The 25,716-nt window shown below is 34.0% G+C and carries 21 protein-coding genes; 14 read left to right on the forward strand and 7 right to left on the reverse strand.

What is annotated here, in order from left to right; all coding sequences use genetic code 11:
* Positions 1-29 precede the first annotated feature (29 nt).
* Positions 30-803, reverse strand: a complete 774-nt coding sequence (locus tag ACKOWY_RS07875; RefSeq protein WP_408940890.1) for a hypothetical protein — start codon at positions 801-803, stop codon at positions 30-32.
* A gap of 173 nt (positions 804-976) precedes the next feature.
* Here ACKOWY_RS07875 and gcvP point away from each other — a divergent pair, with 173 nt between their 5' ends.
* The 7 genes from gcvP (at position 977) to ACKOWY_RS07910 (ending at position 8,609) form a co-directional block, all read left to right on the forward strand.
* On the forward strand, positions 977-3,820 hold the full coding sequence (gene gcvP / locus ACKOWY_RS07880) for an aminomethyl-transferring glycine dehydrogenase (RefSeq protein WP_408940891.1): 2,844 nt from the start codon (positions 977-979) through the stop codon (positions 3,818-3,820).
* 133 nt (positions 3,821-3,953) lie between these two features.
* Positions 3,954-4,340 carry a group III truncated hemoglobin gene (locus tag ACKOWY_RS07885; protein WP_408940892.1) on the forward strand — a complete coding sequence of 129 codons (387 nt, stop codon included), beginning with the start codon at positions 3,954-3,956 and terminating at the stop codon, positions 4,338-4,340.
* 115 nt (positions 4,341-4,455) lie between these two features.
* Positions 4,456-5,514, forward strand: a complete 1,059-nt coding sequence (locus tag ACKOWY_RS07890) for a 3-oxoacyl-ACP synthase III family protein (protein ID WP_408940893.1) — start codon at positions 4,456-4,458, stop codon at positions 5,512-5,514.
* A 106-nt stretch (positions 5,515-5,620) separates the two neighbouring features.
* On the forward strand, positions 5,621-6,145 hold the full coding sequence (locus tag ACKOWY_RS07895) for a methyltransferase (RefSeq protein ID WP_408940894.1): 525 nt from the start codon (positions 5,621-5,623) through the stop codon (positions 6,143-6,145).
* Positions 6,146-6,994 carry a glycosyltransferase gene (locus tag ACKOWY_RS07900; RefSeq protein ID WP_408940895.1) on the forward strand — a complete coding sequence of 283 codons (849 nt, stop codon included), beginning with the start codon at positions 6,146-6,148 and terminating at the stop codon, positions 6,992-6,994. It begins immediately after the preceding gene.
* A 101-nt stretch (positions 6,995-7,095) separates the two neighbouring features.
* Positions 7,096-7,845, forward strand: coding sequence for an MlaE family ABC transporter permease (locus tag ACKOWY_RS07905; RefSeq protein WP_408940896.1), 750 nt, complete (start codon positions 7,096-7,098; stop codon positions 7,843-7,845).
* On the forward strand, positions 7,842-8,609 hold the full coding sequence (locus ACKOWY_RS07910; protein WP_408940897.1) for an ABC transporter ATP-binding protein: 768 nt from the start codon (positions 7,842-7,844) through the stop codon (positions 8,607-8,609). Before ACKOWY_RS07905 ends, ACKOWY_RS07910 begins: the two co-directional genes overlap by 4 nt.
* 4 nt (positions 8,610-8,613) lie before the next feature.
* Here ACKOWY_RS07910 and ACKOWY_RS07915 read toward each other — a convergent pair whose 3' ends face one another.
* From ACKOWY_RS07915 to ACKOWY_RS07930, 4 genes are all read right to left on the reverse strand, one after another.
* Positions 8,614-9,675 carry a mannose-1-phosphate guanylyltransferase gene (locus tag ACKOWY_RS07915; RefSeq protein WP_408940898.1) on the reverse strand — a complete coding sequence of 354 codons (1,062 nt, stop codon included), beginning with the start codon at positions 9,673-9,675 and terminating at the stop codon, positions 8,614-8,616.
* A gap of 100 nt (positions 9,676-9,775) precedes the next feature.
* On the reverse strand, positions 9,776-10,378 hold the full coding sequence (locus ACKOWY_RS07920; RefSeq protein ID WP_408940899.1) for a SprT-like domain-containing protein: 603 nt from the start codon (positions 10,376-10,378) through the stop codon (positions 9,776-9,778).
* Positions 10,379-10,380: 2 nt separating this feature from the next.
* Entirely contained in the window at positions 10,381-11,058 is a 678-nt protein-coding gene (locus tag ACKOWY_RS07925) for an SDR family NAD(P)-dependent oxidoreductase (protein ID WP_408940900.1), read from the reverse strand.
* Between the two features lie 88 nt (positions 11,059-11,146).
* Complete coding sequence (locus tag ACKOWY_RS07930; RefSeq protein WP_408940901.1) at positions 11,147-12,283, reverse strand: acyl-CoA dehydrogenase family protein; 1,137 nt, start codon at positions 12,281-12,283, stop codon at positions 11,147-11,149.
* Between the two features lie 94 nt (positions 12,284-12,377).
* Between ACKOWY_RS07930 and ACKOWY_RS07935 the strand changes: the two genes are divergently transcribed.
* Genes ACKOWY_RS07935 through ACKOWY_RS07945 form a run of 3 tightly spaced genes read left to right on the forward strand, consistent with a single transcriptional unit; the run spans position 12,378 to position 15,554 of the window.
* Positions 12,378-13,442 (forward strand): anhydro-N-acetylmuramic acid kinase, encoded by a 1,065-nt coding sequence (locus ACKOWY_RS07935; RefSeq protein ID WP_408940902.1) that lies wholly within the window; start codon positions 12,378-12,380, stop codon positions 13,440-13,442.
* Between the two features lie 7 nt (positions 13,443-13,449).
* A complete protein-coding gene (gene nhaA / locus ACKOWY_RS07940; RefSeq protein WP_408940903.1) occupies positions 13,450-14,589 on the forward strand; it encodes a Na+/H+ antiporter NhaA in 1,140 nt (379 codons plus the stop codon).
* A gap of 56 nt (positions 14,590-14,645) precedes the next feature.
* Complete coding sequence (locus ACKOWY_RS07945) at positions 14,646-15,554, forward strand: energy transducer TonB (protein ID WP_408940904.1); 909 nt, start codon at positions 14,646-14,648, stop codon at positions 15,552-15,554.
* A 31-nt stretch (positions 15,555-15,585) separates the two neighbouring features.
* Here ACKOWY_RS07945 and murF read toward each other — a convergent pair whose 3' ends face one another.
* Both murF and gldJ read right to left on the reverse strand, forming a co-directional pair.
* Positions 15,586-16,869 carry a UDP-N-acetylmuramoyl-tripeptide--D-alanyl-D-alanine ligase gene (gene murF, locus ACKOWY_RS07950; protein WP_408940905.1) on the reverse strand — a complete coding sequence of 428 codons (1,284 nt, stop codon included), beginning with the start codon at positions 16,867-16,869 and terminating at the stop codon, positions 15,586-15,588.
* Between the two features lie 66 nt (positions 16,870-16,935).
* On the reverse strand, positions 16,936-18,657 hold the full coding sequence (gene gldJ, locus ACKOWY_RS07955) for a gliding motility lipoprotein GldJ (protein ID WP_408940906.1): 1,722 nt from the start codon (positions 18,655-18,657) through the stop codon (positions 16,936-16,938).
* Positions 18,658-18,853: 196 nt separating this feature from the next.
* Between gldJ and porU the strand changes: the two genes are divergently transcribed.
* The 4 genes from porU to pdhA all read left to right on the forward strand — a co-directional run.
* Positions 18,854-22,687 carry a type IX secretion system sortase PorU gene (gene porU, locus ACKOWY_RS07960; protein ID WP_408940907.1) on the forward strand — a complete coding sequence of 1,278 codons (3,834 nt, stop codon included), beginning with the start codon at positions 18,854-18,856 and terminating at the stop codon, positions 22,685-22,687.
* Positions 22,688-22,735: 48 nt separating this feature from the next.
* Positions 22,736-23,947, forward strand: coding sequence for a type IX secretion system outer membrane channel protein PorV (porV, locus tag ACKOWY_RS07965; RefSeq protein WP_408940908.1), 1,212 nt, complete (start codon positions 22,736-22,738; stop codon positions 23,945-23,947).
* Positions 23,948-24,012: 65 nt separating this feature from the next.
* A complete protein-coding gene (gene cdd / locus ACKOWY_RS07970) occupies positions 24,013-24,495 on the forward strand; it encodes a cytidine deaminase (RefSeq protein ID WP_408940909.1) in 483 nt (160 codons plus the stop codon).
* A 182-nt stretch (positions 24,496-24,677) separates the two neighbouring features.
* Positions 24,678-25,716 (forward strand): pyruvate dehydrogenase (acetyl-transferring) E1 component subunit alpha (pdhA, locus tag ACKOWY_RS07975; protein ID WP_408940910.1); only part of this gene is annotated, 1,039 nt, incomplete at its 3' end.

Consider the following 25,716-nt stretch of genomic DNA (forward strand, 5'->3'; position numbering starts at 1 on the left):
ATAAGCCGAAGTTAATACTTCGGTTTTTTTTATCGGCAAATTAAAAGTAATATTAACCAAAAAATCGGGACACTTTCTATCCAAAAAGAGGTGTAATATTTATTTCGATGTGTGGATGAAAAGTGAATTAATACAACCGTAATTAATCCAATAAATAAGGAAATTATGGAGGAATTGCTTTTTATATATTCCAAAATCATGAACGGAATCACCAATAACATTCCGAATAACTTGGATTTATTTATTCCGAATTTCTGGGGAATTGTTTGCAACGAAATCGGATCAAAAGAACTATCAATTATTTCAAACGGAATTAATAAACTGGATAAAATAAAGAATCTTTGAATTCCGGTAATCAGAAAATCTAGATTGGAAAAAGGCGAATCTAAATACGGAATTCCAACAGAAATATAGGTTACCACTGCACTTACAAAAAATAATTTCAACCAACCTAATTTTCGCAATAAAGGATAAAGTAAAACCAATATTCCAGAAACAAATAGATAAAGTTGAAAGGCTTTAGGCAGTTTGATAATAAAATAAAAGAAAGCAATCAGAGCCACTATTGAAACCCCTAAAATCGAATAATACTTTGCCGAATGATAATTTCCATTTTTAAAAACCTCCATGTATTTCAAAAAATTATAACCCAAAATTGTTGCAAAAAAAACGCAAGTTGAAAAAGCAGCATTCGGAATTATATTGGAACTGATTTCGGTTATTTTTACCAAACAAAAAACGGCAAAACCAACATGAATGGATGAAAGGATGTAAAAATCAAAAAGCTTATGCAAAAAATTCATGAGCCAAAAATAGTCAATCTGTTAATAAGACCCGATTTTGGTTGAAAAATTCTTATAATATTACGAATTGTTTAGCCTTAAATTAGAAGTTTAATAATTACTTTTGTGTGCTATATAAAGAACCGCATTTCAGTTCTTTCAACACAACAAAAACCTATCTTTATTTCTAATAAATGAAAACAGACGCATTTGCTTTACGCCACATAGGTCCTCGTGAAAACGACCTACAACACATGTTTAAAACCATTGGGGTGAATAACTTAGATCAATTAATTTCTGAAACAGTTCCTGAGAACATTCGATTGAAAAAGGAATTAGATTTAGATACGCCAATGACCGAATATGAATATTTAAGTCACATTCAAGAATTAGGAAAAAAGAACAAAGTTTTTAAATCATACATTGGTTTGGGATACCACCCAACAATTGTTCCGGCTGTAATTCAAAGAAATATTTTTGAAAATCCGGGTTGGTATACTGCCTACACTCCGTATCAAGCAGAAATTGCTCAAGGAAGATTGGAAGCAATTTTAAACTTTCAAACTACCATTATTGAATTAACTGGAATGGAAATTGCCAATGCCTCCTTATTAGATGAGGGAACTTCTGCTGCAGAAGCTATGGCACTTTTATTTGATGTTAGAACAAGAGATCAAAAGAAAAATAATGTAGTGAAATTCTTCGTTTCTGATGAAGTATTACCACAAACCATCTCGGTATTGCAAACACGTTCAACTCCAAAAGGAATTGAATTGGTAATTGGAAATCATGAAACTTTCGATTTCTCTTCAGAATACTTTGGAGCCATTTTACAATATCCAGGCAAATACGGTCAAGTAACTGATTATGCTGGATTTATTGCTAAAGCACATACTGCCGAAATAAAAGTGGCGGTTGCTGCCGATATTTTATCCTTAACTACCTTAACTCCTCCCGGAGAAATGGGTGCCGATGTGGTAGTTGGAACTACACAACGCTTCGGAATTCCGATGGGTTATGGAGGTCCACATGCAGCCTATTTTGCAACTAAAGAAGAATACAAGCGTTCGATGCCGGGAAGAATCATTGGGGTAACCATTGATGCTAACGGAAATCGTGCTTTAAGAATGGCATTGGGAACCAGAGAACAACACATTAAAAGAGAAAAAGCAACTTCTAACATCTGTACAGCACAAGTATTATTGGCTGTTATGGCTGGAATGTATGCTGTTTTCCATGGTCCTAAAGGATTGAAATACATTGCAAATAAAGTTCATGCTTCGGCAGTGACTTTGGCGGATGCCTTAAATAAATTAGGAGTTTACCAAACAAACACTTCCTTTTTTGACACACTTTTAGTGAAAGCCGATGCTTCAAAAGTAAAAGCAGTAGCTGAAAAACACGAAGTAAATTTCTTTTATGTAGATAGCGAAACCATCTCTATTTCATTAAATGAAACCACTTCTTTAAAAGACTTAAATCAAATTATTTCCCTATTTGCGGAAGCATTAAATAAAGAAGCATTTACAATAAGTGAATTAACTTCAACGACTAATTATCCAGCTTCATTGGCTAGAACTTCTACTTTTTTAACGCATGCTGTTTTCAATAATCATCATTCGGAATCGCAATTAATGCGTTACATTAAAAAATTAGAGCGTAAAGATTTATCCTTAAATCACTCGATGATTTCATTAGGATCTTGTACAATGAAATTGAATGCTGCTGCAGAAATGTTACCTTTATCTATGGCAAATTGGAACAGTATTCACCCATTTGCTCCAATTGAACAAGCAGAAGGTTACCAAATCCTACTAAAAAAATTAGAACACCAACTGAACGTGGTTACAGGTTTTGCGGGAACTACATTGCAACCGAATTCGGGAGCACAAGGAGAATATGCTGGTTTGATGGCTATCAGAGCATATCATTTATCAAGAGGTGATCACAATAGAAATATTTGTTTGATTCCATCTTCGGCACACGGAACCAATCCGGCTTCGGCTGCTATGGCAGGAATGGAAATTATCGTTACAAAAACAACTCCAGAAGGTAATATTGATGTAGAAGATTTAAGAGCTAGAGCAATTGAGCACAAAGACAATTTATCTTGCTTAATGGTAACTTACCCTTCTACTCACGGAGTTTTTGAAAGCACCATCATCGAAATCACCGATCTTATTCATGAAAATGGAGGTTTGGTTTATATGGATGGAGCCAACATGAATGCCCAAGTTGGATTAACTAATCCGGCTACCATTGGTGCAGATGTATGTCACTTGAACCTTCACAAAACCTTTGCAATTCCTCACGGTGGTGGTGGACCTGGAGTGGGACCAATTTGTGTAAACGAAAAATTAGTTCCGTTTTTACCAACAAATCCAATCATTCCTACTGGAGGAGATCAAGCAATTACAGCTATTTCTGCTGCTCCATTTGGTTCGGCATTAGTTTGCTTAATTTCATACGGATACATTTCGATGTTAGGATCTGAAGGATTAACCAATGCTACTAAATATGCAATTTTGAATGCAAATTACATGAAAGCGCGTTTGGAAGCACATTATCCAGTATTGTATTCAGGAGAAATGGGAAGAGCGGCTCACGAAATGATCTTAGATTGCCGTGCATTCAAACAACAAGGAATTGAAGTTACTGATATTGCAAAACGATTAATGGATTATGGTTTCCATGCGCCAACGGTTTCTTTCCCTGTTGCAGGAACTTTGATGATTGAACCAACAGAAAGTGAAGATGTAGCAGAATTGGATCGTTTTTGTGATGCCATGATTTCGATTAGAAAAGAAATAGAAAAAGCAACTGCAGAAGACCACAATAATGTTCTGCACAATGCACCGCATACACAAGCAATGCTAACAGCTGATGTTTGGAATTTCCCTTACACCAGAGAACAAGCAGCGTATCCATTAGAATATATTGCTGAAAATAAATTCTGGCCAAGTGTTCGTCGTGTTGATGATGCATACGGCGATCGAAATTTAGTTTGTAGCTGCGCTCCTATTGAAGCGTATATGTAAATAAAGCGCTAAGTTAGCTGCGCATAGCAAAAAAAGGTTTCAATAAATATTGGAACCTTTTTTTATTAAATATGATATAAATCAAGATTATCACTACCTAAATTAAGTAAATTTGTTTAAATAATTATTTCAAATGAATGACATTCAAAACCAAGACGATTTATATAAAGTTGTAGATGAGTTTTACCAAAAACTATTAGCCGATGAAGCCATTAGTTATATTTTTACCGATGTGGTAAAAGTGAAATTAGAAGAGCATTTGCCTATACTGGTCAGTTTTTGGTCGCAATCTATTTTAGGTACTGGAGGCTATTTTAACAACCTGACTCAAATACATTTGGATGTCAATGCCAAATCCTATTTATCAAAAGAGTTATTTGAAATATGGTTGCATCATTTTGAAAATGCAATTGACGAAAATTATCAAGGCATCAATTGCGAGCGAATGAAAAATCAAGCGCACAATTTATCGACTATCATGCAAATAAAAATTGCAAAAGAAAAAGACGGAAAAATGTAATATTATTAATTAATCAATCAATTATTTAAACAATTAACAATAATTCATTGTTTTTGAATTTCTATTGAAAAGTTTGATTTATTATTAATAAATTCGTTATTATAATATTTAAAAAATGAATATAAAAATCACTGGATCTGGAAGTTATATTCCTACCGTAACAGTAAAAAATAAAGATTTTTCAAATCATGTTTTCTTAAATGAAGACGGAAGTAATTTTGGATTAACCAATGATATCATCACAGAAAAATTTTACGGAATTACGGGAATTCAAGAGCGAAAATATGCTGCAGATGATTTAACAACTTCTGAAATTGCATTAATTGCTGCTGAAAAAGCAATCGCTGATGCCAAAATTGATCCAGAAACTTTAGATTATATCATTTTTGCACACAACTTTGGCGATGTAAACAAAGGTGCTATTCAGTCGGATATGCTTCCGAGCTTAGCTAGTAGAGTAAAACACAAACTAAGAATCCAAAACCCAAAATGCATCGCCTATGACATGCTTTTTGGATGCCCAGGCTGGGTTGAAGGTGTAATTCAAGCGCAAGCTTATATTAAAGCCGGCATGGCCAAAAAATGTTTGGTGATAGGTGCCGAAACACTATCGCGAGTTGTAGATCCACACGATAGAGATTCTATGATTTATGCCGATGGTGCAGGAGCAACAATTATTGAAGCTACAGAGGATGAAGGTGGAATACTAGCGCATGAAACTGCAACCTACACTTATGATGAAGCACATTTTTTATTTTTTGGAAAATCGTTTAATAAAGATCATGATCCAAATGTGCGCTATATAAAAATGCATGGAAGAAAGATTTATGAATTTGCGCTTTCTAATGTTCCAAAAGCGATGAAAGAATGTTTGGATAAAAGTGGCGTTGAGATCAGTCAATTGAAAAAAATCTTGATTCACCAAGCCAATGAAAAAATGGATGAGGCAATTATTCAAAGGTTTTACAAATTGTACGATCAAAAAATGCCGGAGGGAATCATGCCGATGAGCATCCACGAATTAGGAAACTCTAGTGTTGCAACCGTGCCAACCTTATTTGATTTATTGATAAAAGGAAAAATTAAAGACCATAGCCTCAACAAGGGAGATGTGATCTTGTTTGCTTCAGTAGGATCTGGAATGAATATCAATGCGATTACATACAAAATGTAATTCAAAAACTTAATTTTGTTTACCGTAATAATTCCAAAGTTTCAGGTTAAATTACTAAATTTACCAACCATTTCAATTTGGAATAGTAAACTGAAACAAACAAATAATGTACGAAAAAACCTATCCTAATAAACGCTTCAAGCATACTTTAGAATTTTTACAAAAACATGTAACAACTTCCGAAACTATTTTTGATTTGGGTGTACCCAATCCTTTTTCTAAAATAATGGAAGAAAATGGATATACTGTAAAAAACACGACCGGAGAAGATTTAGATAATGATGTAACTGCCTTGCAAAATCAAGAGTATTCAGTTTTTACGGCATTTGAAATATTCGAACATTTATTGAACCCATATACCATTTTGCAAAATGTAAAATGTGATAAATTGTTAATTTCAATTCCTTTAAGATTGTGGTTTTCGCCTGCATACAGAAGTAAAACCGATATGTGGGATCGCCACTATCATGAATTTGAAGATTGGCAATTGGATTGGCTTTTAGAAAAAACAGGTTGGAAAATTACTGCAAGAGAAAAATTTACGCATCCTGTGAAAAAGTTCGGATTCCGACCATTACTTCGTTATTTCACGCCCCGTTATTACATTGTTTACGCAGAAAAAGTAAAATAAATGAACTTCTATATTGTAATTCCTTCCCATAACGAAGAAGAATTTATTGGACTTACTTTACAATCGTTGGTAGAACAAACCGTTTTACCTACTAAAGTTGTAGTTGTAAACGATAATTCAACCGATGCTACTGCAGCAATTGTATCCGATTTTGCTTCAAAATATCCGTTTATTTCATTGGTAAATAAAACTTCCGATGCCATTCATTTACCCGGAAGCAAGGTAATACAGGCCTTTCAAACAGGATTTGAAACATTAGATGAAAATTATGATTTGATCGTAAAAGCCGATGCCGATTTGATTTTTCCGAGTAATTATTTTGAAACCATAATTTCACATTTTCAATTGGATGTCAAAATTGGAATGGCTGGCGGATTTGCTTATATTGAAAAAAATGGCGAATTTATTCTTGAAAATCTAACCGACAAAGACCATATTCGCGGAGCTTTCAAAGCCTATAGAAAAGAAACTTTTAAGCAAATTGGAGGCCTCAAACCTGCAATGGGTTGGGATACCGTAGACGAATTGCTTTGTAAATATTATGATTGGAAAGTAGTTACCGATGCAAGTTTAAAAGTAAAGCATTTAAAACCTACTGGAGCCAATTATAATAAAACCGCTCGCTATAAGCAAGGAGAGGCTTTCTATACTTTGGGTTATGGATTTTTGATCACGGCTATTGCTTCTGCAAAATTAGCGTTAATGAAGAAAAAACCGTTGTTGTTTTTTGATTACATTCAAGGTTTTTGGATGGCAAAGAAAAGTAATAAACCAATGTTAGTTACTTCAGAACAAGCGCAATTCATTAGAAAATACCGATTAAAAAAAATGAAAGAAAAATTGTTTTAGAAAACAATCATTTGCTTTATAACTAAATCAAAATTTCCAACAAATTATAGTATTTTTACACTTTCTATTTATAAATAGAATATTTAATTGAATCAGAATAAATGATGCTTCTTCGCTATTTATCGCAAATTGGAAAATACTTCTTAATGATTAAAGAAGTCTTCAACAAACCTACCAAGTGGTCTGTAATGCGCGGATTGATTTTTAAGGAAATTGATGACTTAATTATTGGATCATTAGGAATTGTTGCGTTTATATCCTTTTTTGTGGGTGGTGTAGTTTCTATTCAAACCGCATTAAATTTAACCAATCCATTAATACCTAAACAATTGATTGGATTTGCAACAAGACAATCAATTATTCTTGAGTTTGCCCCTACTTTCATTTCGATTATTATGGCAGGAAAAATGGGCTCATTCATTACTTCAAGCATTGGAACTATGCGAGTAACTGAACAAATTGATGCATTGGAAGTAATGGGAGTGAATTCGTTAAATTATTTGGTTTTCCCAAAAATAATTGCATCCCTTTTATATCCGTTTTTAATTGGCATAGCCATGTTTCTTGGTATACTTGGCGGATGGATTGCTGGAGTTTATGGAGGATTTGTTTCTAGTAACGAATTTATAACCGGTCTCCAAACCAATTTTATTTCTTTTCATATTACCTACGCTTTTATAAAAACCATTGTTTTTGCATTGATCCTTTCCACTATTCCTTCTTTTCATGGTTATTACATGAAAGGAGGTGCACTAGAAGTTGGAAAAGCCAGCACCGTTTCATTTGTATGGACCAGTGTTGTGATCATTGTGGTTAACTATATTTTAACCCAATTATTATTGACAAAATGATAGAAATAAAAAATATAGAAAAATCATTCGGAGATAATAAAGTTTTAAAAGGGATAACCACCACTTTTGAAACCGGAAAAACCAATTTAATAATTGGACAAAGTGGGTCTGGAAAAACGGTTTTATTAAAATCATTATTAGGAATACACACTCCAGAAGTGGGAACAATTTCATTTGACGGAAGAATATATTCTGAATTATCAGATGATGAAAAAAGGGCTTTACGTACCGAAATCGGGATGGTATTTCAAGGAAGTGCCTTATTTGACAGTATGACTGTAGAAGAAAATGTAGGATTTCCTCTAAAAATGTTTACCGAAAAAACTCCTGCAGAAATTAAAGAACGCGTAGATTTTGTAATTCAAAGGGTAAATTTAACCAATGCACATGCTAAGAAACCTTCTGAATTGTCTGGGGGAATGCAAAAAAGGGTTGCCATTGCTCGAGCTATTGTAAACAATCCTAAATATCTTTTTTGCGACGAACCAAATTCGGGGTTAGATCCAAAAACGGCTATATTAATTGACAACCTAATTCAAGAAATTACCGAAGAATACAATATTACAACGGTGATTAATACCCATGACATGAATTCGGTTATGGAAATTGGTCAAAAAATTGTGTTTTTAAAAGAAGGAATTTTAGCTTGGGAAGGCACCAAAAAAGACATCTTCAAAACAGATAATGAAGCAATTGTAGATTTTGTTTACTCTTCGAATTTATTCAAAAAAATTAGAAAAGCTCAAAATAAAGAAGAAATATAACTACTTATTTCTTAGTTGCCAAAGCTGTAATTCGCTTGATATCCTGCTCTTTACTTTTTGGATAAATCAACAACACATTGTCTTTATCTACTATAATATAATCATCTAGGCCGTCTACCACAATTAGTTTTTTGCCGTCGGTTCGTATTATATTGTTAGACGCATTTTCAAGAATAACGGTAGCATTTACGACCGCATTATTTTGTTGATCTTTATCCAATTTTTCATGCAGGGAACTCCAAGTTCCAAGATCATTCCAATCAAAAGTAGCAGGTAAAACATATACATTATCAGCATTTTCCATAACTGCATAATCTATTGAAAGGTTTTCTGCTTTAGCATAATTATCCTCAACAAATTGTTTTTCGGCAGAAGTATTATAGCTGTCCATTCCGCTATGAAATAAGACATTCATTTGGGGTTGGAATTTCTCAAATGCAGCAACAATAGTTTGCGCACTCCATATAAAAATTCCGCCATTCCATAAGAAATTACCCGAATCAAAAAAGGATTTAGCAGTGGCATAATCAGGTTTTTCTCTAAACTGCGCTACTTTTTTTATTGGATTTGTATCTGCTTTAGAAAACTCAATATAACCATAACCCGTGTTTGGAAAAGTAGGTTGAATCCCTAAGGTCATGAGTGCATTTTGATTCTGACAAAAGTCAAAACATTGTTGCAAATTTGATGTAAATTCCTCCTCATCTTCAATCCAGTGATCACTTGGAGCGACTACCATCAAGGCGTTCGGATTCATTTTTTGAATCTTTAAAGACGCATATAAAATACACGGAGCCGTATTACGCATAGCCGGTTCAAGTAAAACTTGACTTGGATTCACCATTGGTAATTGTTCTAATACCAAATCATTGTAACGCTCATTGGTAAGAATTAAAATATTTTCAGCAGGAATTAATTTGCTCAAACGACTAAAAGTCTTTTGAATCAAGGTGCTTCCCGAACCCAACATATCATGAAATTGTTTTGGAAAATCTTCAGTGCTAACAGGCCAAAAACGTGACCCAACACCACCAGCCATTAATATTGCATAATAATTTTTATTCATTTTTATAGGTACTAAGCTACTTAGTTTCTGAGGTATTAAATAAGTGACAAATATATTTATTAAAATCTAGCGATTCGAATATTTCTACTACTTTATAAGATTATCCAGGTATAATTTCTACTTCTGCATTGGCATTAAACAAAAAAACCCTTCCTGTTTTTACTTCTAAACATTCATATCGTTTTGTTCGAAGTCCTTTTTTTTGAAAAATTCTTCCATTTTTAATTCTAAATAAACTTCCACTTGGCACTTCGTGAACAAAGAAAACATCAGGTTTTCTTTCGTCAAATTGCTTTAATGCGAATGCTAATTTAGCATCGGTATCACTACTGGCCGTTGGATTTTTAAAGTGATTAGCAACTAATGGCAATACTGAATGCGGGAAAATTTCGGGGCGAATAAAGGGAACCATTAGTCTTTGAAAAGTCATCTTCCACTCTACTCCATGAGGCAAAATTTTTCTTCCAAATTTTTCAAAAGCTACTAAATGAGCAATTTCATGAATAAGCGTAATTAAAAATCGGTATTTATTTAAATTGGCATTTACGGTAATTTCATGTTTTCCAGAAAGTCCTTTTCTGTAATCTCCGTGGCGGGTTTGCCTTTCATTAACGATTTTGAGGTGTACCCGATTTGCCTTGATTAACTCAAAACAAGGTTCGACAGCATGTTCGGGCAAATATTTAGCTAAAACTTCACTCAAAATTAAGGTGTTGAAGAAGAAACCTGTAACACTTTGCCGTTGTAATATTTATTACCCGTCAAAGCAAAATTTGTAATGTATTCGGCCATTTCTTTGGCTGATGTTGGCGCTTGATAACCCGGAAAGGCTTCTTGTAACATTTCGGTTTGTACCGCTCCAAGAGCCAACACATTAAAGGCAATTCCTTGCTCTTTATATTCTTCTGCCAATAATTCCGAAAGGGTAATTAAAGCTCCTTTACTAGAACTATAAGCAGCTAACCCAGGAAATTTCATACTCCCTTGAATGCCTCCCATAGAACTGATAGAAACTACATGACTACCTGAATTCAAATACGGAATACAGATTTGTGTTAAATGTGCCACGCCAAAAACATTAACTTGATATATTTTTTCAAAATCACTAGGTGTGATTTCTACGAAAGGTTTGTTTACTAGCATTCCGGCATTATGAATAATAATATCTACTTTTTTCCATGAAGATGAAATAAAAGCAGCGATTTCGTTTATCCCTTTTTCAGTAGAAAGATCAGCAGAAAGGCATGTAATATTTGGATTTCCTAATAATTGAGGAGCGACTTTACGCGAAATTGCTGCCACTTGATGACCTTGCGAGGCAAATAGCAACGCCAATTCCAATCCTATTCCTCTAGAAGTTCCGGTAATAATTACATTTTTCATAACGCTATTTTTCAAATGCTAAAATAATAAAAAATACCCTTTCAAAAACGAAATTCTGAAAGGGTATATTATTTGATTTGAAATCTAATTATTCTAATCCTCTTGAAATTACAATGCGCTGAATTTCAGAAGTTCCTTCATAAATTTGGGTGATTTTAGAATCACGCATCATACGTTCTACATGGTATTCGGCAACATAACCGTTTCCACCATGAATTTGAACTGCTTCATTTGCTACTTCCAATGCGATTTCGGAAGCATATAATTTAGCCATAGCTCCAGAATGTGCAATGTCTTTGCCTTCATCTTTTTCGCAAGCCGCTTTCATTACTAATAATTTGGCTGCAGTAACTTTTACATACATATCGGCCAATTTAAATGCAATTACTTGGTGGTTAAAAATTTCTTTTCCAAATGCTTTTCTCTCATGTGAATATTTCAATGCCAATTCGTAGGCGCCTGTTGCAATCCCTAAAGCTTGCGAAGCAATACCAATTCTACCACCATTTAAAACATTCATTGCGAATGCAAATCCGAAACCGTCTGCGCCAATTCGATTTACTTTAGGTACCTTCACATCATTAAACATCAATGAGTGGGTGTCACTTCCACGGATTCCCATTTTTTTCTCTTTCGGTCCAATATCAAATCCTTCCCAACCTTTTTCAACGATGAAAGCATTGATTCCTTTATGTCCTTTTTCAATATCGGTTTGAGCAATTACTAAATAAGTTGATGCTGTAGATCCGTTTGTAATCCAGTTTTTGGTTCCGTTTAACAAATAGTAATCCCCTTTATCAATTGCAGTTGTTTTTTGAGAAGTGGCATCGCTACCGGCTTCTGGCTCACTCAAGCAAAAAGCACCAATCACCTCCCCTTTTGCAAGTGGAACTAGGTATTTCATTTTTTGCTCTTCGTTGCAATATCTTTCCATTCCGGCGCAAACAAGCGAGTTGTTAACCGACATAATTACGGCTGCAGAAGCATCCACTTTAGCAATTTCGGTCATTGCCAAAACATAAGAAACACTATCCAATCCAGCACCGCCGTATTTAGGATCAACCATCATCCCCATAAAACCAAGTTCACCCATCATTTTAACTTGCTCGGTAGGAAATTTAGAATGTTCGTCTCTTTCAATAACTCCAGGTAATAATTCGGTTTGAGCAAAATCTTTAGCAGCTTGCTGAATCATTAAATGTTCTTCGGTAAGATTAAAATCCATATTTTTGAGGGATATTATTTAGTAATTACTTAATTTTAGACATCAAAAATAGAACATTTTTATTAATTTCTCAAACGATTTCGCAATTTTAAAAATGATTAAAGAAAACTATAATGTTATTGGCGTCATGTCAGGCACATCGCTTGATGGAGTTGATTTGGCGGAGATAAATTTCCAAATAAAAAATAACAAATGGAGTTTTACCATATTAAAAAGCGAAACAATCTCCTACACTCCAGAATGGGTTCAAAAACTGAAAGAAGCGGTAAATTATTCTGATTCGGAGTTGAAAGAATTGAATGAAAACTACACCGATTTATTAGGTAAAATCATCAAATCGTTTATTGATAAAAACAAAATTATAGATCTTGATGCGGTTTGTTCCCACGGGCATACCATTTTACACCAACCCCAAAATGGCTTTACGCTACAAATTGGCAACTTGCCAAAAATTGGTGCTTTTGTGAATGAAAAAGTTGTTTGTGATTTCAGGGCTCAAGATGTGGAGTTGGGTGGCCAAGGTGCACCGTTAGTTCCTATTGGAGATCGAATTTTGTTTTCAGAATTTGATTTTTGTTTGAATTTAGGTGGATTTTCCAATGTTTCGTTTGAGGAAAACGGAACCCGATATGCTTTTGATATTTCGCCTGTAAATACTGTATTAAATTTTTATGCCAATCAATTGGGATTGGAATACGATGACGGAGGAAAAATTGCTCAAAAAGGAAAACTGAATTTGGATTTATTGAATGAATTAAATGCATTAGAGTATTATTCGAAACCCTTTCCAAAATCATTAGGTTTTGAATTTGTGAAAGAAATTGTATTGCCTTTAATTGAAAACCATTCTATAGCAATAGAAGATAAAATGCACACTTTTACCGAACACATTGCGTGGCAAACTTATTTAGCTTTAGCAAAAAAAGAAGGCAAAATGCTCATTACAGGTGGTGGTGCTTACAATAAATTCTTGTTGGAACGGATGCACTTTCATCTACCAAATATTGAAATTGTAGTGCCGGATGGCAAAACATTAGAATTTAAAGAAGCATTAATTTTTGCGTTACTTGGTGTTTTGAAATTAAGAAATGAAATCAATGTATTGAGTAGCGTTACTGGCGCGAAAAACGATCACAGCAGTGGGGTGATTTATAACTAAATTAAAGATGAAAAGAACAAAACTATTTATTTCATTTTTTAACAGTGAAAAAGCTGGCGGCATGGTGCTATTACTTTGCACCATTATTTCGTTATTGCTTGCCAATTCCAACTATTCAGTTCAATACAACTCACTTTGGCACATTCAAATTGGAAATCATCCTTTAGAGTATTGGATTAATGATGGATTAATGGCGGTTTTCTTTTTATTAATCGGATTGGAATTAGAAAGGGAAATTTACAAAGGAGAATTATCAAAAATTAAGGAAGCAATTCTTCCATTAAGTGGCGCTCTTGGCGGAATGATTATTCCTGCAATTATTTATTTATTATTCAACAGCAACACTACTTATCAAAAGGGATTTGGGATTCCTATGGCAACCGATATTGCCTTTGCTATTGGAATCTTATCCCTACTAGGAAATCGAATTCCCTTATCACTTAAAATATTTTTGACCGCATTAGCAGTTATTGATGACTTAGGTGCAATTTTAATGATTGCACTATTTTATACCAAAACCATTTACTTCATTAATCTGGCCATTTCTTTGGCTATTTTCGTTTTTTTGTTACTTCTCAATCGATTAAAAATAAACAACCTAATTATATATCTTATAGGCGGCGTATTAATGTGGTATTTTATGTTAAACTCTGGAGTACATGCTACCATTACAGGTATACTATTAGCTTTTGCAATTCCATTTGAAGATGGGAGAGCAAATTCTATTTCATACAAGCTACAAAGTTGGTTACATTATCCGGTAGCTTTTGTTGTCATACCATTATTTGCTTTGTGCAATACTGCAATTCATTTAGATACTAATTGGTTGAATATTATTAATGAACCTTATTCGTTTGGAATTGTATTTGGTTTAACTATAGGAAAACCAATTGGAATCGTGTCGTTTGTTTATTTATCGATCAAACTTAAATTAACCCATTTACCAAAAGATATAAATTGGAACAAACTCTTAGCGGTTGGATTTCTTGGAGGAATTGGATTTACTATGTCAATATTTGTAACACTTTTAGCTTTTGATAGTACACAAATAATAAATAATTCTAAAATAATGATTTTAATTGCCTCATTATTATCGGGCTGTATAGGATATATACTGTTGAGTAACAATTTTAAATCAGGTGAATAATTAAAAACAAATTCACAATTTTTAGTATCTTTCGTCGTTAAATAAAAAAAGGGATTATGGGGTTAACATCACTAGCAATTAAGAAAACGCTCAATTCTTCGGCATCAGATAAAAAAAAGTCGCTGATATTGGCTACTATTTTTTATTGTATCCTACTTTGCATCCTTTACTTAATTAGTTTCTGGCCTCCATCCGATGAAGAATTATTAGCCATGACAGGTGGTGGCGGCGGCGGTGGTGTTACTGTGAATTTTGGTGATAGTGAATTGGGTTCTGGGGATAATTTTGACAGTAAGGAGCTGGATGTAAAAACCAACACCCAACTTGTTGAAGCAGAGGAAACACCACAAGAAGATATCATTTCAGAAGAAACGGATGCTGATAAAACAGATGTGGTAATTCCGAAAAACGAACCTGTAAAAAACCCAAAAGTACTCGTTAAACCCGAAGTAGTAAAACCGGTTGAAGTCAAAAAACCTGTAGAAAGAAAAGTAGATGATGCAGTAGCAAATCTTATAAAAGGAAATAAAAAAGGTGGAGATGGAGATGATAATGTTAAAGGAAATAAAGGCTCTAAAAATGGTGACGAAAATTCGAAAAATTATGACGGAAAAGGATTAGGTCAAGGCAAATACGGCAATAGTGTTTATGGTGACGGAACTGGAGATGGTGAAGGAATTAAGTCTGGAAAAGGAAGTGGATGGGGTTTAAAAGGAAGAAAACTCTTTAGCAATAATCAAAAGCAACAAACATGTAATGAATACGGAATAGTAGTTGTTAAGGTATATGTAAATCGGCAAGGAAATGTTTTCAAAGCGGAAAGAGCTCAAGGCACAACTAATACAGATCCATGTCTTGTAATTCCTGCAATTGAAACTGCTAAAACATTTAAATGGCTCCCTGACACAAATGCTCCAGAGACTCAAATTGGATTTGTAGTAATTAACTTTAAACTTGGAAATTAATAAAAAAGCTCCACATAGTGGAGCTTTTTTATTAAATATAATCTAACACGCGCTCAAGAGCCATTCCCCTTGAACCTTTTATTAATAAGGTACTGTCAGAAAATTCAGTTGTTTGTAAATATTCTGCAAAAGAATTAAAGTCTTTATAAAATTTGAAATTAGATTGTTCTATTTTATTAGAATAAAAATCATTCCCAATAAAATAACATTCAACCGATTCATTCGATTTTAAATAATTAATTATCGATTGGTGCTCGGCTAGGCTTTCTTCCCCTAACTCAAACATGTCTCCAATAATAATTACTTTATTGCTTTTATCTAATTGTAAAAAATTTTGTAACGCCACGAGCATACTACTCGGATTGGCATTATAGGCATCTAATAGTATTTCATTGGAGTTCTTAGTAAGCAACTGTGACCTATTATTTTCTGGAATGTAGCTTTCAATAGCTTCTTTTATTGCAACATCCTCTACAGAAAAATAACTTCCAATAGCAATGGCTGCACTTATATTATTGGCATTATAAAGCCCAATTAAATTCGATTTTACTGTTAAACCATGAAATTGCAATTCAACAAATGGATTGGCGATAACATGCTCTATATTGATTGAAGCGGCATCAGAATTTTGACCAAAGGTAATACAATCCATAGCGCTAGTTTTATCAATTTGAATGGCATCATCAAGGTTAACAAATACTTTTTTGTTATTCGCTTTTAAATAATTATACATTTCGCTTTTGCCTTTTATTACGCCTTCTACTCCACCAAAACCTTCTAAATGCGCTTTTCCGAAATTGGTTATGTACCCAAAATCTGGCTGTGCAATTTCACATAAAAATTCAATTTCTTTTTGATGATTGGCACCCATTTCTACAATTCCAATTTGGGTAGCAGAGTTAAAAGAAAGTAAGGTTAAAGGAACACCAATATGATTATTTAAATTTCCAATAGTAGCTTTGGTAGTGTACTTTTTAGAAAGTACAACATTTATCAACTCTTTGGTTGTTGTTTTCCCATTACTACCTGTTAATGCAACAATTGGAATATTAAGATATACACGATGGTATTTTGATAATTCTTGCAAGGCAATTAAGCAATTATCAACCAAAATGGTTCGTTCATCAATAAAATAATCTTTGTTATCAATTAAGACATAAGCAGCACCTTTTTCTAATGCTTCTTTTGCAAAAGTATTGGCATCAAATCGTTCCCCTTTTAATGCAACAAAAAAAGAATTAGAAATTATTTTTCGAGTATCAATAACAATTGAAGAACAGCTTAGAAATAGTTTATGAATTTCGCTAATTATCATTTTAAATATTTTTCAAAAAACAAAAAGCCCTAATAAAAGGGCTTTTGCTATATTTAATTATAAATATTATCTTTTTTTGTTTCTAGCAGATTTTTTGAAATCTGATTTAGGACCTACTCTAGACATTGCACATCTAAATCCGATGTAATCTGTTGCCATGTCTTGTGGGAAATATCTTCTTTGTGCTGGATCCAACCAATAAGCTCTATCTCTCCATGATCCTCCTTTGTACACTCTAGCTTCATCTGAAATTAAAGAAGTTCTAGTATTTGATTTATCATAATTATTGTAATTAAAATTACCAATACTATCTACATCTACATTACGATTTGGTGAATCATACATTTTTTGCTGTTCTTTTCCATTTGCAGCAGTTTGTTCCGATCCAGAATTAATGAAATCTCTTCTAGATTGTGTATCACCATCTCTATAATTTATTTCATAACTTTTATCAAAGTTTTGTCTTAGATAAGTCTCTTTTTGATCAACAGGAACCTGAGCAATTTGACCAACGTAATCCATGGCCATTACTCTACCATTTGGCAATGTTTTAAACTTTTGAGTTTCAGCTGTTACTAATTCAACTTTACCATCGGTACCTAACTTATTTTTGGTATACTCATTACCTCTAAAATAGTTGAAGTCGTTTGCTTCATCATCTACAATAGGACGGTATACATCAGCAACCCATTCTGCCACGTTTCCAGCCATGTCATACAATCCAAAATCATTTGGAGGATACGATTTCACTTTATTTGTAATATCTGCATTATCATCAGACCATCCAGCGATTCCACCGTAATCTCCTTTTCCTTGTTTAAAGTTGGCCAATTGGTCACCTTTAATTTGTCTTTTTCTAGAACGAGTATAGCTTCCAGACCAAGGATATTTCTTTTGACCTTTGTAAGAATTATATTCTCTTTGTCCTAAATCAGCAGCCGCAGCATATTCCCACTCTGCTTCTGTAGGTAATCTATATTCAGGTAAAATAATTCCTGAAGTTCTTTGTGCATAAACATTTGTAGCAGGTTTCATAGTTCCACCAGGACCTTTAGTTCCACCTTTACCAGCAGCTTTAGAATTTTTTCTACCTTTAAGAACTACTTTATCATCACCACCAAAAGTTTTAGATGGAGCAGCTAAATAAGTATCTGTATTAAAAGTAGCGTCTGCTTTTACATCTAAAATTTTAGCATCTTTTTTCAAATAACCTTCTCTTTCCAAAACAGATTCATTTACACGGTCTGTTCTCCATTTGCTAAATTCAGATGCTTGAATCCAGTTCACACCAACTACAGGATACTCAGCATATGCAGGGTGTCTTAAATAGTTGTTGGTCATTGTTTCGTTATAACCTAAACGGTTTCTCCAAACTAATGTATCTGGCAATGCACCTTCATAAATATTTTTATAGTTATCTTGATCTGGTGGAAATACTCTCTTAATCCAATCTAAGTATTCCATATACATCAAGTTGGTAACTTCCGTTTCATCCATATAAAAAGACATCACGTGTTGTTGATTGGCAGTATTGTTCCAATCGTGCATAGGATCGTCTTGAACTTTACCCATGGTAAATGTTCCTCCTTCTACCAACACCAAACCTGGCCCAGTTTCTTGTTTCTTGAATTTAGAAGCATACTGAAAACCACCTTTTTTGTCATTCACCTTCCATCCAGTTGATTTAGAACCAGAATTAGAACTTGATTTTTTACTGCAACTTGTTATACTAATCGTTATCGCTAAAACAAGTAACAATCTAATTGCCATAAATTTGTTTACTTTCATATTAAGTAGGTAATAAATTTCGAGCCGCAATATAAGAATTTACCTTGATATTGCAACAACATTTTTAAAAAATAGAAAAAATATTTTTCAACATATTTTAATAACGCAACACCTCTTTTATTATTGTATAACCAAATTTTTAATTTTAATTTTACCAAATTGTAATAATTGCCTTGTATTTTCGTTTTTTTACCAAATGAAATATTTCCTTACTTCTGTATTTATTCTTTTTAGTTGCTTTTTAAAAGCTCAAAAAGGTGGCACAATCGCTTTAGATTGGACCGCTAAAACAGAATATTCCATTGAAGAAACCCACTTAAACATTCCTCAATTCTCATCTGATAGTTACAATTTTAATTTTCAAAACAGATCCCTACTTTTTATAAAAAAATTTCCAGTTGATTTCTTTGTAAGTGAAAATTCACTTCAAATTTCTTCAATTTCCTATGAATCTATTTCCGAAAATGAATTGGGTGATTTATCAAAATCTGAAATTAAAAACAACATTAATGCATCTATTAAAACCATAATTTCAAGAGATCAAAATTATTGCTACCTCTCCTTTTCACCAATAATTAGAGATGAAACCGGATATAAAAAAGTAATTTCATTAACTTATTATTTTGACAAAGCTTCCGCGAATTCAAAACAAATTTCAAACAATGCAACGACCACAATAACCAATTCGGTTTTGGCAACAGGAATATGGAAACGCATCTATGTCCAAAAATCTGGAATCTATAAAATTACCAAGAGTTTTTTATCTGATTTAGGCTTTAACACTAATTCTATTGACCCTCAAAAAATTCAAATCTACGGACTTGGAGGCAGAATGGCTCCCCTATCAAACAACACTCCCTACCCAAATGACCTTGCAGAAAATGCAATTCAGGTTGTTGGTGAGTCTGATGGATATTTTAATGATGGAGATTATATCTTGTTTTATGGCGAAGGAATGGACAATTGGAGCGCAGAAAACAACACCAACCTTAATTTATACGCCAACAAATCCTATTATTACATCACCGTTGGAGCCACGAACGGAAAAAGAATAAACACCATTACAGAGCCTTCGGCAGCTGCAACAACAACATTCAATACTTTTGATGATTATCAATTTCATGAAGTTGATTTAACCAATATTGGCCGACTTGGAAGAACCTGGTTTGGAGAAGATTTTAGCACAAAAAACGAACAAACTTTTGATTTTTCGTTTCCAAATATCGATACAACAACACCCGTTAATGTATCAATTCATACTGGAGCAAATTCGGTTGTTGCTACTTCTTTTGTTGCAACTGCAAATGGGTCAAATTTAGGAACCTTGAATATGGTTGATGTTGCGTTAAATTCTGGTAAAGCAGCAGCTGAAGCCAGTTTACCTGCCAACACCACAATTCCTGCTGCATCAAACATCAGCATCAAATTAACTTACAATAATAATGGCGTTCCTACCTCTAAAGGATATTTGGATTTTATAAATTTAAAAGCAAAAAGCAATTTAGTTGGCTACGGCAAACAATTCCGATTTACAAATAACGCAACGAGTTCCTTAACCGGAATTGCTCAATATCAATTCTCAAATGCAACCGGAATTGCTCAAGTTTGGGATATTACCGACATCTATAATGTAGGTTCCTATACCAACAGCGGACAAAGTAATTTTTCGTTTAAAGCAGATTTAGGTCAAACAAAAAAATACATTGCTCTTGATTTATCAGACACGTATAATCCGTCCAAAGACGCCAACACATCGGTTGCTAATCAAGACTTAAAAGGTACTGTTTTTAAAAACAATCAAGGTGTATTTCAAGATATTGACTATCTAATCATTACGCCAAGCTCCTTGAATGCACAAGCAGAAAAATTAGCAAATTTTCATCGCAATTATTCAGGTTTGAATGTAAAGGTTGTGAATCTTGAGCTTATTTACCCTGAATTTGGAGGCGGAAAACAAGACATTGGAGCCATTAGAAATTTCATTAAATATGTGTATCAAAATGCTTCCAGTACTTCGAATAGAGTTAAATATGTGAACCTCTTTGGCGATGCTTCTTTTGATTTTAAGGATCGTATTCGAAATAACACCAATGTAGTTCCTATCTATCATGCCGTAAATAGCTATTACGAAACTGCCGCTTCATTTTCTTCAGATGATTATTTTGTTGAAATGGATTCAAACGAAGGAAACCTTGATATTAATTACGGCGCACCTGATATTGCAGTTGGAAGAATGCTAATTTCTTCTTCGCAACAAGCAGAAGAAATGGTAAATAAAGTAATTGAATATTATGACATTAAATCCTATGGAAGTTGGAGGAATAATTACGTAGCCATTTCAGACGATACCGACAAAACCGGTGACAATGTATTACAAGCGGCCCAAAATTCACTAACCGATACCATATACTCCAACAAGCCATTCATTAATTTTAAGAAAATTATTTTGGATTCCTATCAGCAAGAAACATCTGCCGGTGGTGATCGCTATCCAAAAGCAAAAGAAGATTTAAATAATTATTTCGAAAAAGGAGCCTTAGTTTTTAATTTTCTAGGGCATGGTGGCGAAGACGGACTTACAGGCGAGCGTTTGTGGGACAAATTAGATGGGGCTAATTTTTACAATCAATACCGGTATCCACTTTTCATTACAATTACGTGTCAATTCACTCGTTTTGACAACCCTTTCCGACCAACAGCAGGTGAATACACTTATTGGAATCCAAAAGGAGGCGCTATCTCATTAATATCAACGACAAGAGAAATTAGCTACGCATTTGATTTTAACAGCTCACTTTCGGGTATACTTTATTCTTTTGGAAATACCCCTAGTGTTTCTGTAGCTGAAGCATTACGTCAAGCTAAAAGTTTTAGTAATGCCGACGGCTCTGCAGTGAGAGTAACTTCCTATATTGGAGATCCAGCACTAATTTTAGCTATTCCAAAACCAAAAATTGTTTTAACAAAAATAAATGATGTTTCCGTTTCACAGCCTGTTGATGATTTAAAAGCACTAAGTTATATAAAGCTATCGGGCGAGGTGCAAGATGATAACGGAATTTTATTATCAAATTTTAACGGAGATGTTGCAATTAATGTTTTTGATAAGAATTACACCCAGATGACATTAAACAATGATGGATTTAGCCCTCCTATTTCTCTAAATAGCCTTGGAGAAACAATTTTTAGAGGGAATGCTTCCGTTTCTAATGGGTTATTTGAAATTGGCTTCGTAGTTCCTAAAGACATCAAAATCCCTCTTGGAAATGGAAGAGTAAGTTTTTATGCTAAGAAAAATCAAGTATTGGAAGACAAAACAGGATATAATTTAAACATTAAAGTGGGGGGTGTTAACACCAATGCCGTAGCCGATGTCACTCCACCTCGGGTGCGCTTATACATGAACGATGAAACTTTTGTAAATGGCGGAATCACGAATGAATCTCCCTATTTACTTGCTTTTTTAGAAGACGAACATGGAATAAATACTGCAAGCGGAATTGGACACGATATTGTAGGAATTTTAGATGGGGATGAAACTAAACCCTATATTTTTAACGACTATTATGAAACCGAACTCAACAATTACACAAAAGGTAAAATTCGTTTTCCGTTCCGTAATTTAGCAGCAGGTTTGCATACCCTTACTTTCAAAGCTTGGGATGTTTACAATAACTATGTATCTAGCGAAATTCAATTTGTGGTGACCAATAGTCAAGAGGTAACTTTAACCAATGTTTTAAATTATCCTAACCCATTTGTAAATTACACACAATTTTGGTTCAGCCATAACAAACCCTACGAACCGTTAGAAGTTCAAGTTCAAATCATGACGGTTACTGGAAAAATTGTAAAAACAATCAATCAAATAGTCACTACAGAAGGTTTTTTATCAAGAGAAATAAATTGGGATGGCAAAGACGATTTTGGAGATAAAATAGGAAAAGGGGTCTATATCTATAAACTGACCGTAAAATCAAATTCTTCCAATAATGTTGCTGAAAAATATGAAAAACTTGTAATCCTATAAGAAAATACTATATTTGTTAATTAATTACACCAAAAAAAAATGAAATCAATGTTTCAAAGAATTAATTTTATTAAGAAATTTTGCTCTAATAAAAATAACCTAGTTGTGTTATTGGTATTTTTAGCAAATCCTAATATTTATGCACAAGAGCGAGTAATTACTACAGGAGTACCTTTCTTATTAGTGGCTTCAGATGCAAGAGCTGCAGGTATGGCAGATCAAGGGGTAGCCACTTCTGCAGATGCCTATTCTCAACAATGGAATCCAGCGAAATATGCATTTGCATCCAACAAACAAGGATTCTCAATTAGCTATACACCCTACCTTACACAATTAGTTAATGACATTTCATTAGGTCAGGTAAATTACTACAATCGTATCTCTGAACGAAGTGCGTTTGCAACAAGCTTACGTTACTTTAGCTTAGGAGAAATCGAATTAAGACAAAATTATGATGATCCTGCGAATGTGGTTAAACCAAATGAATTGGCCTTAGACGGATCGTATTCGTTAAAATTAAGCGATCACTTTAGTATGGCTGTTGGCGGAAGATACATTCGATCAAATTTAAAAATTGCTGACGTAAACAATGATGCCGTAGCCGGAACTTCTTTTGCAGTAGATGTAGCTGGTTTCTTTCAATCGGAAGAATTTGCGCTAAGTGATTTTAATGCAAAATACCGTTTTGGTTTCAACTTCCAAAACATGGGGCCTAAAATTAGTTACGACCCAGATAAAAACGATGTAACTTCAAATTATTTACCTGCAAACTTGCGGTTAGGAGGAGGATTTGACTTTATTTTAGATGAATACAATAAAGTGGCTTTAAACGTAGAATTTGCTAAACTAATGGTGCCTACTCCACAAGAATTAACTGATGTAAATGGCGATGGAGTAATTAACACCAACGATCAAGCAATTATCAATACCGAATACAAAAAAATAAACTGGGTTTCTGGAATGTTTAAATCTTTTGGAGACGCTCCAGGTGGTATGTCTGAAGAGTTGAAAGAAATTACTTATTCGGTTGGTACGGAGTATATGTATCAAGATTCTTTTGCATTCAGAATGGGGTATTTTCATGAAAGCCCTGTTAAAGGAGCTAGAAAATTCTTTACTTTAGGTGCGGGATTTAAATACAACGTAGTTAAAGTAGACGTATCCTATTTATTCAATGCTTCCAATATTAAAAGCCCTCTTGAAAACACGCTTCGTTTTTCACTAACTTTTAATTTTGGAGAAAAATACGACGATCTTTAATAGTTCAAACAAATTAATATCAATCCAAATTTCATTGAAATTTGGATTTTTTTTCCTCATAACTTATGAAAGAATTACATATTACAACCACGTTTAAAGTATTTGAAAACCTTTCACAATTGCCCAAAGACATTCAATCGTTAATGAATGAGGCAGTAGCAATTAGAAAAAAAGCCTATGCCCCTTATTCGCATTTTAGGGTTGGTGCCGCACTACTTTTAGATAATGGAAAAATTGTATTGGGTTCCAATCAAGAAAATGCAGCCTATCCATCGGGTTTATGCGCCGAAAGAGTGGCAATTTATCAGGCGGGTGCCGTATATCCCGAAGCCAAAATAGTAACCATTGCAATTACAGCTGCTTCAGATAGCAACCCTACTTTGTCACCAATCCCACCTTGCGGAGCCTGCAGGCAATCTATTGCAGAATATGAATTCAAACAAGATACTCCAATTGAAATCTATTTCATGGGGGAAAAAGGCGAAATTTATAAATCCAATTCCATAAACAATTTATTGCCTTTATCCTTCAACAGCACTTCCTTGTAAGCTATATCGATATAGTTGATATTTTTGACAAAACTGTATAAAATTTATGTCAATTTCAAGGCTATTAATTTTTACATCTACTTACAATATCTTACTTTTGCAATTCGTAAATTTGTGAAATGCAATTTATTGCATCAAAATATTATAAAAACTAATTCTATAACATCCGTAATTCATTAAAAATGAAAGAGATTACTAAAGAAGTTTATTTAAAATGGTATGAAGACATGCAGTTTTGGAGAAAATTTGAAGACAAATTAGCTGCTGTATACATTCAACAAAAAGTAAGAGGATTTTTACATTTATACAACGGACAAGAAGCAGTTCTTGCTGGTGCTCTTCATGCAATGGATTTATCAAAAGATAAAATGATTACTGCCTATCGTAATCACGTTCAGCCAATTGGTATGGGAGTAGATCCTAAAAAAGTAATGGCAGAACTTTACGGAAAAGTTACCGGTACTTCTAAAGGTATGGGTGGATCAATGCACATTTTTTCTAAAGAGCATGGTTTTTTTGGTGGTCACGGAATTGTAGGAGCGCAAATTCCTGTTGGAGCAGGTATGGCTTTTGCTGATAAATATTTCAACACGGGTGGTGTTACTTTAACCTATTTTGGTGATGGTGCAGCACGTCAAGGATCATTACACGAAGCATTCAATATGGCAATGAACTGGAAACTTCCTGTAGTATTTATTTGTGAAAACAATGGATATGCAATGGGAACTTCTGTAGAAAGAACGGCTAATCATACCGATATTTGGAAATTAGGTTTAGGCTATGAAATGCCTTGCGGACCAGTAGACGGAATGAATCCAGTGAAGGTTGCAGAAGCAATGACGGAAGCTATTGAAAGAGCACGTCGCGGAGACGGACCAACATTTTTAGAAATGAAAACCTACCGTTATAGAGGTCACTCAATGTCGGATGCACAATTATATAGAACAAAAGAAGAAGTGGAAGAATACAAAAAAATCGATCCAATTACTCAAGTTCTTGATATTATCAAAGAAAAAGGATATGCAACCGATGCAGAAATTGAAGCAATGGACCAACGAGTAAAAGACTTAGTTGATGAATGTGAAACCCCCGATTCTAGCTCCAATCGGCTTGGGACTGCGATGAACCCCCTGCAGTTCGTCCCGTCTCGTTCCAGTAACGGTTACCGTGCCCGTACCCGCATAGTACTGACCCCTCTGGTTCAACGGCACTTAGCCACCT

Source organism: Flavobacterium sp. (genome assembly GCF_046073885.1).
Lineage (GTDB): Bacteria > Bacteroidota > Bacteroidia > Flavobacteriales > Flavobacteriaceae > Flavobacterium.